Annotated in this window: 6 protein-coding genes; 3 read left to right on the plus strand and 3 right to left on the minus strand. The window is 49.9% G+C overall.

The window, feature by feature from the left end; translation table 11 throughout:
- Window positions 1–99 precede the first annotated feature (99 nt).
- From H6F72_RS24540 to H6F72_RS24550, 3 genes are all read right to left on the minus strand, one after another.
- Entirely contained in the window at window positions 100–426 is a 327-nt protein-coding gene (locus H6F72_RS24540) for an IS1 family transposase (RefSeq protein WP_190441903.1), read from the minus strand.
- A gap of 257 nt (window positions 427–683) precedes the next feature.
- Window positions 684–2,912 carry a catalase/peroxidase HPI gene (gene katG, locus H6F72_RS24545; protein WP_190441904.1) on the minus strand — a complete coding sequence of 743 codons (2,229 nt, stop codon included), beginning with the start codon at window positions 2,910–2,912 and terminating at the stop codon, window positions 684–686.
- A 383-nt stretch (window positions 2,913–3,295) separates the two neighbouring features.
- Window positions 3,296–3,814 carry a recombinase family protein gene (locus H6F72_RS24550; protein ID WP_190441905.1) on the minus strand — a complete coding sequence of 173 codons (519 nt, stop codon included), beginning with the start codon at window positions 3,812–3,814 and terminating at the stop codon, window positions 3,296–3,298.
- A 395-nt stretch (window positions 3,815–4,209) separates the two neighbouring features.
- Between H6F72_RS24550 and H6F72_RS24555 the strand changes: the two genes are divergently transcribed.
- The 3 genes from H6F72_RS24555 (at window position 4,210) to H6F72_RS24565 (ending at window position 7,538) form a co-directional block, all read left to right on the plus strand.
- Entirely contained in the window at window positions 4,210–4,719 is a 510-nt protein-coding gene (locus H6F72_RS24555) for a hypothetical protein (RefSeq protein ID WP_190441907.1), read from the plus strand.
- A gap of 369 nt (window positions 4,720–5,088) precedes the next feature.
- Complete coding sequence (locus tag H6F72_RS24560) at window positions 5,089–7,122, plus strand: acyltransferase family protein (RefSeq protein ID WP_348252742.1); 2,034 nt, start codon at window positions 5,089–5,091, stop codon at window positions 7,120–7,122.
- A 212-nt stretch (window positions 7,123–7,334) separates the two neighbouring features.
- A complete protein-coding gene (locus H6F72_RS24565; RefSeq protein ID WP_190441909.1) occupies window positions 7,335–7,538 on the plus strand; it encodes a hypothetical protein in 204 nt (67 codons plus the stop codon).
- Window positions 7,539–7,938: the final 400 nt, after the last annotated feature.

A 7,938-nucleotide genomic window follows, 5' to 3' on the forward strand; every position in this document is an offset into this window, starting at 1 on the left:
AGCACTGATTGCCTGCATGCATAAGTTGCTGCGCATCCTCAATGCCATGATTCGAGCTGGCACTTCTTGGCAACCGCCTGTGATAGCCAATGGAGCACCTTAGGCTTGACAAGTAAGATAATCGCTTTTTTTGGTCCGCACGATCACTTGCTGGGGGACTGCTTGATATTTCTCATTGACATAGTGCTCGAGCCAAGGCTCTGAAACGCCTGTGACCCTGGCAATGCCTGCTAAAGGAATCTTCTCTAACAGCAGTTTGTCGATTAGCGTCTTGGTTGCTGGGTCAATGATCTTGTTTTGGGGGTTTTGCACAAACTGCCTGCCACAATTGCGGCACTTAAAGTTCTGTTTGCCGTTATGGATTTTGCCATTCTTGACGATATGAGTGGAGTTACAAGCAGAACAAGCAGGTAAAGAGGCAGACATGAATCATTGATTTAACTTCATTTTCCTTATCCTTACATCTTTAGGACCACCAATAAAACGACGGCTTAGTTAATAGAGTGTCAGTTGATTGTGACTGCAAGCAGCTTTGATGTATGGGCCTAAAGCTAGGGCGGCGTTTCAATTGGTCCTGAGACGCCGCCTCTATGTCTAGTCTCTGGCTTCCACCCGTTTTCAGGTTCTCCGCAGGTTAGCGTAGCCTCAACTTCTGTTCACACGATGGTCGGTTGAAGTTACGCTTAGAAACTCCTTGCAGAGCTTTTCGCTTGGACTGAGCGAAGGTCATAGCGATCGAGGTTCATCACCTTATCCCATGCCGCCGCAAAGTCATTCACAAACTTCTGCTGCGAGTCTACAGCTCCGTAGACTTCCGCGAGGGCGCGGAGCTGAGAGTTTGAGCCGAAGATGAGGTCAACCCGGGTAGCCGTCCACTTGGAGTCGCCGGTTTTGCGATCGCTTCCCTCGAACACATATTCCTCCTCAGAGGTCGCCTTCCATGTCGTGCCCAAGTCGAGCAGGTTCACGAAGAAGTCATTGGTCAACGTCTCTGGGCGATCGGTGAAGACTCCATGTTTGGACCCGCCAAAGTTCGCACCCAAAACGCGCAAGCCGCCCAAGAGAGCCGTCATTTGAGGGGCTGTCAGGGACAGCAGCTGCGCTCGATCAACCAGCAGCTCTTCGAGCGATTCGCTGTGTTTGCCACTAGTGTAGTTGCGGAACCCGTCTGTGACCGGCTCCAGTGGAGCAAAAGACTCGACATCCGTTTTCTCTTGCAACGCATCCGTACGTCCTGGCTTGAAAGGAACTGTCACCTCGTGACCCGCGTTCTTCGCCGCTTGCTCAATGGCTGCACATCCACCCAGAACGATCAAATCAGCGATCGAAACCCGTTTTCCGCCAGACTGCGAGCTGGTGAACTCCTGTTGAATTCCCTCCAGGGTTTGCAGCACTGTTGCCAGCTGCTCTGGCTGGTTGACTTCCCAATCTTTCTGCGGTGCGAAACGAATACGTGCCCCGTTCGCGCCACCGCGCATGTCGGAGCAACGGAACGTAGACGCCGACGCCCAAGCGGTCGAAACTAATTGCGAGATAGACAATCCCGAAGCCAGAATCTTGGCTTTGAGAGCGGCGATGTCCTGCTCATCAATCAATTCATGATCAACGGCGGGGATAGGATCTTGCCACAAGAACTCTTCCTGGGGAACCTCTGCCCCGAGATAACGCGATCGCGGTCCCATATCGCGATGCGTCAACTTGAACCACGCCTTGGCAAACTGCTCTGCGAACTCATCCGGGTTATCGTGATAACGCTGTGCAATCTGGTTGTAGATGGGGTCCATCTTCATGGACATATCTGCCGTAGTCATCATGGGGGCGTGCCGTCTCGACGGATCGTGTGCATCGGGCACTGTACCCGCACCCGCGTCGCCCTTGGGCTTCCACTGCCATGCGCCAGCGGGGCTCTTCGTCAGCTCCCAGTCATATTTGAACAGGGTTTCGAGATAGCTGTTGTCCCACTGCGTCGGCGTGGGGGTCCATGCGCCTTCGATCCCGCTAGTGATCGCGTCAACGCCGACTCCCGTGTTGAAGGCGTTCTTCCAGCCAAGGCCCTGATCGATGACGGTGGCACCCCCAGGGTCAGGACCCACGTGCGATGCCTCGCCCGCACCGTGGCATTTGCCAAAGGTATGCCCACCAGCGGTGAGCGCGACTGTCTCCTCGTCGTTCATCGCCATCCGTTTGAAGGTCTCGCGAATATCGCGCCCTGAGCCGAGCGGATCAGGCTCTCCGTCTGGACCTTCTGGGTTCACATAGATCAGGCCCATCTGCACGGCGGCGAGCGGATTCAGCAGCACGCGATCTTCTTCGTAACGCTCATTGCCGAGCCAGGCTTTCTCAGAACCCCAGTAGATGTCTTCCTCTGGCTGCCAGACGTCCACGCGCCCACCGGCAAAGCCCAACGTCTTGAAGCCCATTGACTCCAAGGCACAGTTGCCCGCGAAGATCATCAGGTCGGCCCACGAAATTTTCTTGCCGTATTTCTGCTTGACGGGCCAAAGCAACATGCGCGCCTTGTCAAGATTCGCATTGTCGGGCCAACTGTTGAGGGGCTCAAACCGCTGGCTACCCGAGCCTGCACCGCCGCGACCGTCGCCAATCCGATAGGTGCCAGCGCTGTGCCAAGCCATCCGGATGAAGAGCGGCCCGTAATGACCGTAATCGGCTGGCCACCAATCCTGGGAGGTGGTCATTAGTTCATAGATATCTGCCCTCAAGGCAGCTAAGTCAAGGCTTTTGAACTCCTCAGCGTAGTTGAACTCCTCACCCATAGGATTGGCTTGGGGTGAGTGCTGGTGGAGAACGTTCAGATGCAAATAATTTGGCCACCAGTCTCGGTTCGCCGGCCTATGACGAGGCTCAGATTTCTGACCGCCGCCCGTAAATGGGCATCCGTTTCCGCTGCTCATAGTATCTCCTATCAAATGTTGTGATATGGACTTTTTGATCTCCTGCAGGTATTGCAAGCAAATACTACAAGGCTAATTACTGGGATACTCGATGAGTCATAAATCGAAGAGAAATATAAACAACGTTGTGATTTGAAACAATTCGAGTCTTTGCTTTGCTAAGCTCCGATTCTTCAAACATTGATTGCGTTTGTCGGTATGGCTGGACAGAAAGTCGCCTTTGAGTCATTGCCCAAGGGACGCAATGACTCAAAGGTTCCAAGGAAAGCCAGAATTTCAGCTCTGAACGGAGTGATGAGGTAGCTTTAGTCGCTAGATAGCTCTATTACCGTGTTATAAGGACCCATTTCACGAGCTATCCGCCCTTGCGAGTACCCAGCAGCTTATAGTTCGGCCAGTTGGTCTTTCCATTGTTCAAAGCCATCGGGACGACTTAGAATCTTTCCTTGCGATTGCACTCGTTGGAGTCCTGCCTGCGTTCGCTCAGAAATTCGGACTGCTTCTTGTTGCGCGAGGTAGGCTAGAACTCCCACAACGATGTGGGCCACCAATTCATTCTCGGTATCCAGCAGTGGTTCAGTGTAGCTCTTGAATCTACAGCCTAGATTGCTGAGTTGCTGGAGGTAGGCGATCGTCTTGCGGATGCCTTCGCGACTAAAGCGCTCGAGCGACCAGAACAGCAGTACATCAAACTTTCGCTTTGCCGCATCCTCAAACATGCGGTTGAAGCCGTCGCGCTCACGCTTACCCTTTCGGCCCGATTCGCGATCAATGTAGGTTTCAACAATCTGCCAACCTTGGCGATCGCAAAATTCTTGAAGTTGCAAAAGCTGGTTATCAGTATCTTGTCCCTTATCGACCGTTGAAATCCGAAGGTATAGGGCACAAGTTGTTTGCTTCATGCAGCAAGGCTATCAAAAAAGGACCGTTTTTTGATAGAGCCTCTACTCAAAACTCCGACTCTGATTTAAGGTCGTTTCAGCCTCATCAAGTCATACCCCTTATCTGATAAGCCTTGATGGCTTAGTCCGTCATTAGCGATCGCTTGGGTCTGGTAGGGGTCAGTACGCACAGTTTCCGACGTACACCCTAACCCAGATGAGTGACACGGGGTACGGTTGCGTTGTGAGTAATTCAGGAGATATCAGGGCATCGCAGCTTGCAGTCACTCCAGCGGTATCTAGAAGTGTCGGATCTGCAACTGGAAGGGGCGATCGCGTCTCTGAGCTTCTAAAGAAATTGAAAGCTTGAGTGCTAGAGATCTGCTAGCTTGGTGACTACTTTGTGGAGACTTGCAATGACACAACTATCAAGGCGTTTATTTTTTATTGTTCCTCGGTTACTCATCGCCTTGCCTGTTTGTTTGATTGCTTATGGATATCTACTCTGGTACGTTGTTCCACGTTTACTGAAATCGGATAATACTCTCCAAACCTATATTGGTTTTTACCTTCAGTATCCCAGTATCCTCGGCCAAGCATCCAATCTCCGTTGCGTAACTGATGGATTTGACGATGCGCTAGACAGGCATGACTACTGTCGCTTTAATGTGAAACCATTCAGTGTCAGGTTGCTCGTTAGGGCAGAGGGACTAAAGTTTGGCAAGCTAGCCCATACCTCTGACAATGAATGTGACCCATCGGACATAGTGGAACCTATGGCTTTTGAGTATTCTCCTTCATGGTATTGGTGGAAGCCAAAAGAGCTTGAAGCTGATACTAGAGTGCAATGCTATTCCATCGGTACTCACGAGCTAGCGTATTCTCCAGCAAGTCAAACCGCTTACATGCGGGACTCTGATGACTAGATTGAAAGAGGCAGTAGCTTGAGTGAGGTTTTTGAGTAGTCCGAAGAGGTTTCAGAGTTGCAACTGGAGGGGGCGATCGCCTCTCTAATCTTTTGGGTTTAGGGTCTGGACGGCAACTAGTGAGGTGTTTGGTTTCAGAGATATATGTAAAATTCTGCCTATCTTCTCATCAGAGGTATATGGCACTACCTACCTATCTATATTGTCTGAGCTAAATTGCTATGCGGAAACATTCATTAACGCAAGGGTAAGGCTATTGGCAAAAACCTTTAGTCTTCAATACCCCTGGTTTTGAAGATCCACCTAGCGCAAGCAGCTAGTTACAATTTTGGCCAGGTGCATCGTAATGACGGAGGCTTCATAAACCCCGTGCAGATAAATCTCACACCCCAGGCAAGTCAGTATCCTTATAAATCAGATTCCTATAGATCGGAAATTGATGGGATCAGAGCGTTTGCGGTGACTGCAGTCATCATTAACCACTTCAATAAAGACCTTCTACCAAGCGGGTATTTAGGTGTAGACGTTTTTTTCGTTATCTCTGGATTTGTTATCACTTCTTCTCTAGCAGGACGTTCCAGCCAGAATTTCCGTGACTTTCTGGTCGGGTTCTATACCAGGCGTATCAAACGCTTAGTGCCAGCGTTGGTGTTGTTCGTGCTCATTACTGGTGTTCTGGTATGTCTCTTTAATCCCAGCCCAAGCTTTTCATTAAAGACTGGCATTGCATCTCTATTTGGTCTTTCCAATCTCTACCTACTAAAGCAGTCCACAAATTACTTTGCCGCCTCCACAGAGCTAAATATCTTCACCCATACTTGGTCTTTGGGGGTGGAAGAACAATTTTACCTTCTGTTCCCATTCCTGGCTTGGTTCACTGGCTTTGGTCGCCTGGCCACCAAAGGAGCAAGGAATCTGTTCTGGGTGACAGGAACACTATCAGTTGCTTCCTTGATTGCTTTTGTCTACGTCTACCAGACAAACCAGCCTGCTGCTTACTTTTTGATGCCCTCCCGTCTATGGGAACTGAGTGCTGGTTGCTTGTTGTTTCTAAGCCTGAAGCCTTCAAATAGGTTTCTCCGCGCCCTTGGGCACCTTCCGCCTTTGATAACCACTGGTGCTGTTGTTGCAGTTTTATTTGTCCCCCTGCAATTCGCTGTGCAAGCAACCGTTGCCGTAGTGGTGCTCACAGCAGTCTTGATTACCTGTCTTCGCCCAGGAACTGCTGCTTATGGCTTATTCACTCACCCACAAGTGGTTTATATCGGTCTGATTTCCTACTCTCTCTATCTCTGGCACTGGGGTGTTCTGTCTCTTAGTCGTTGGATAATTGGCATTCACTGGTGGACGGTGCCATTCCAGATTGCCCTCATGCTACTGCTATCCATCACTTCCTATCGGTATGTAGAGACGCCTCTTCGCCGTTCGGATTGGTCTGCTGTTCGCTGGCAAGCCATTGGATATGGAATGGCTGCCTCTGTCAGTGTTGCAGTTGTGCTTTTTGTTCTTGTCCAGATACCAAATCTGTCTCTATATGTAGGCCGCCGTCCATCATTGGTTGCGGTAGGAGTTTCCTCACTTATGGATGTATACCCGCTAGAACAAGCCAATTCATTATGGAAAGGTGGTAAGTGCATCCTAACTGACAGTTCGCAAGTGGGTAAAAGAATTCTCATTGAGGACTGCACACTGGGTAATTTCTCTAACGCAAAGAAAAGGGTCATGGTTCTGGGGAACTCTTTTTCAGCAGCATTCACTCAAGCATTTGATGACCTTGTGATATCAGACGGATATTCAGTCACGATTACATCCTCGTCTGGGGCATCTCCTGTAAAGGAGATACCTAACAAAACCACCATATGGGGGAAATCAAATGATTATTACTGGGACAGCGTTGTTCCTTCTCTCATCAGCCGTTTAAGAACTGGTGATTGGGTGTTTCTTATCAACGACATGGCAGAGTTTTCGCCCAAGCACAGGACATCCGAAACAGATGAGCGTTTGAAGCAATTGGAGAATGGGCTAGAAGCACTCTCAGTCAAACTCTCGACAAGAGGTATCCGCCTAGCAGTTCTACACGGTATTCCTTTCGCCCGTGAAGCGAAGTGTGACCCCGTAGTCGCAGCAGAGCAATGGTTCTCTCCCTTTGGGACTCCTTGCAAATTGCCTCGCAAAAGTGAGTCACTTCGACGCCGTGACAACTTGAATAAAGTCCTTACCTCCCTACAGCTAAGAGGAAAACTACGCATAGTAGATGTATTTGATGTTTTTTGTCCTGAAGAGCAATGTACTTACAATGCTAAGAACGGGCAGCTCCTTTACAGAGACGAATTCTCTCACCCATCAGTCGAGGGCGCTCGTTTGTCTGCCCCGATCATCCGTAAAGTTCTAACCTCTTCGTGAATGATCATGACGTTTCTAAACCTGCTGCAACCTTGAAAGCTCGTCTAACGGATAGCAGCACTGAGCTTCTATTAGGGACTACATTAGACAAATTCGCTGGATGAGCCGAGTAGCGTGAAGGGGCGGGAAAAGGCTTGATCAAAATGCTACGATCGCCCCCTCACTCCACTAGAATGCTCACCTATTAATAGTGGCGATGTGCCGCAGAGAATATGCGGAAACTGACCCCAGAACGCGCTAGGAAGATTCGTGAAAGTGCTTTGGCTTGGGTGGCCAAAAAACAGGCTAGGGAGCAAGCGCAAGAGCCTGGCACCTCTCCATGCAGTAGTTCATCATCAGACCCCGTGGATTTGTCTGACTCAAGTTCGCTACTGGGACAAAAGCGATCGCCCGTAGTAAGCGCATCAAAGCCCTAGGCAAGGAAATTGAGAAATTGCAGCAGCGCATCAATAAAGTAGAGGCAGTGTTGGCAACGGTGTGAGCGATCGCCAATGACAACTGGTAAAGAAGAGTGTGCTGGCCTGCTGGCTAGACTGGCTGAACTCATTCAAGTATGCGAGAACCTAGAAGCAAGGGACAAACTTGTTCAGACTCAAGTGCTGCTTTAAGGTGCAATTGCGAGCGCCTCTGAAGTTGAAGCCGCAGCAATCATCCGTATATTTCGAGGGTGCTTGGACAAAGGAAACGAGCGCGATTACTCTACATATAGCTATTGCCAGTCTGGTTAGGACGTAGACTGGCAATAGGAGTGATTGGTCCCCCAGGATGGCAATAGCTTATAGTTACGACTTCCGTCAGAAGGTGATGCAAGTCATT

It is taken from the genome of Trichocoleus sp. FACHB-46, from assembly GCF_014695385.1.
Lineage (GTDB): Bacteria > Cyanobacteriota > Cyanobacteriia > FACHB-46 > FACHB-46 > Trichocoleus.

Bases quoted from the DNA above. Each gene is read 5' to 3' on its own strand.
- H6F72_RS24540 (WP_190441903.1), bottom strand. From the start codon at position 426: ATGTCTGCCTCTTTACCTGCTTGTTCTGCTTGTAACTCCACTCATATC.
- katG (WP_190441904.1), bottom strand. From the start codon at position 2,912: ATGAGCAGCGGAAACGGATGCCCATTTACGGGCGGCGGTCAGAAATCT.
- H6F72_RS24550 (WP_190441905.1), bottom strand. From the start codon at position 3,814: ATGAAGCAAACAACTTGTGCCCTATACCTTCGGATTTCAACGGTCGAT.
- H6F72_RS24555 (WP_190441907.1), top strand. From the start codon at position 4,210: ATGACACAACTATCAAGGCGTTTATTTTTTATTGTTCCTCGGTTACTC.
- H6F72_RS24565 (WP_190441909.1), top strand. From the start codon at position 7,335: ATGCGGAAACTGACCCCAGAACGCGCTAGGAAGATTCGTGAAAGTGCT.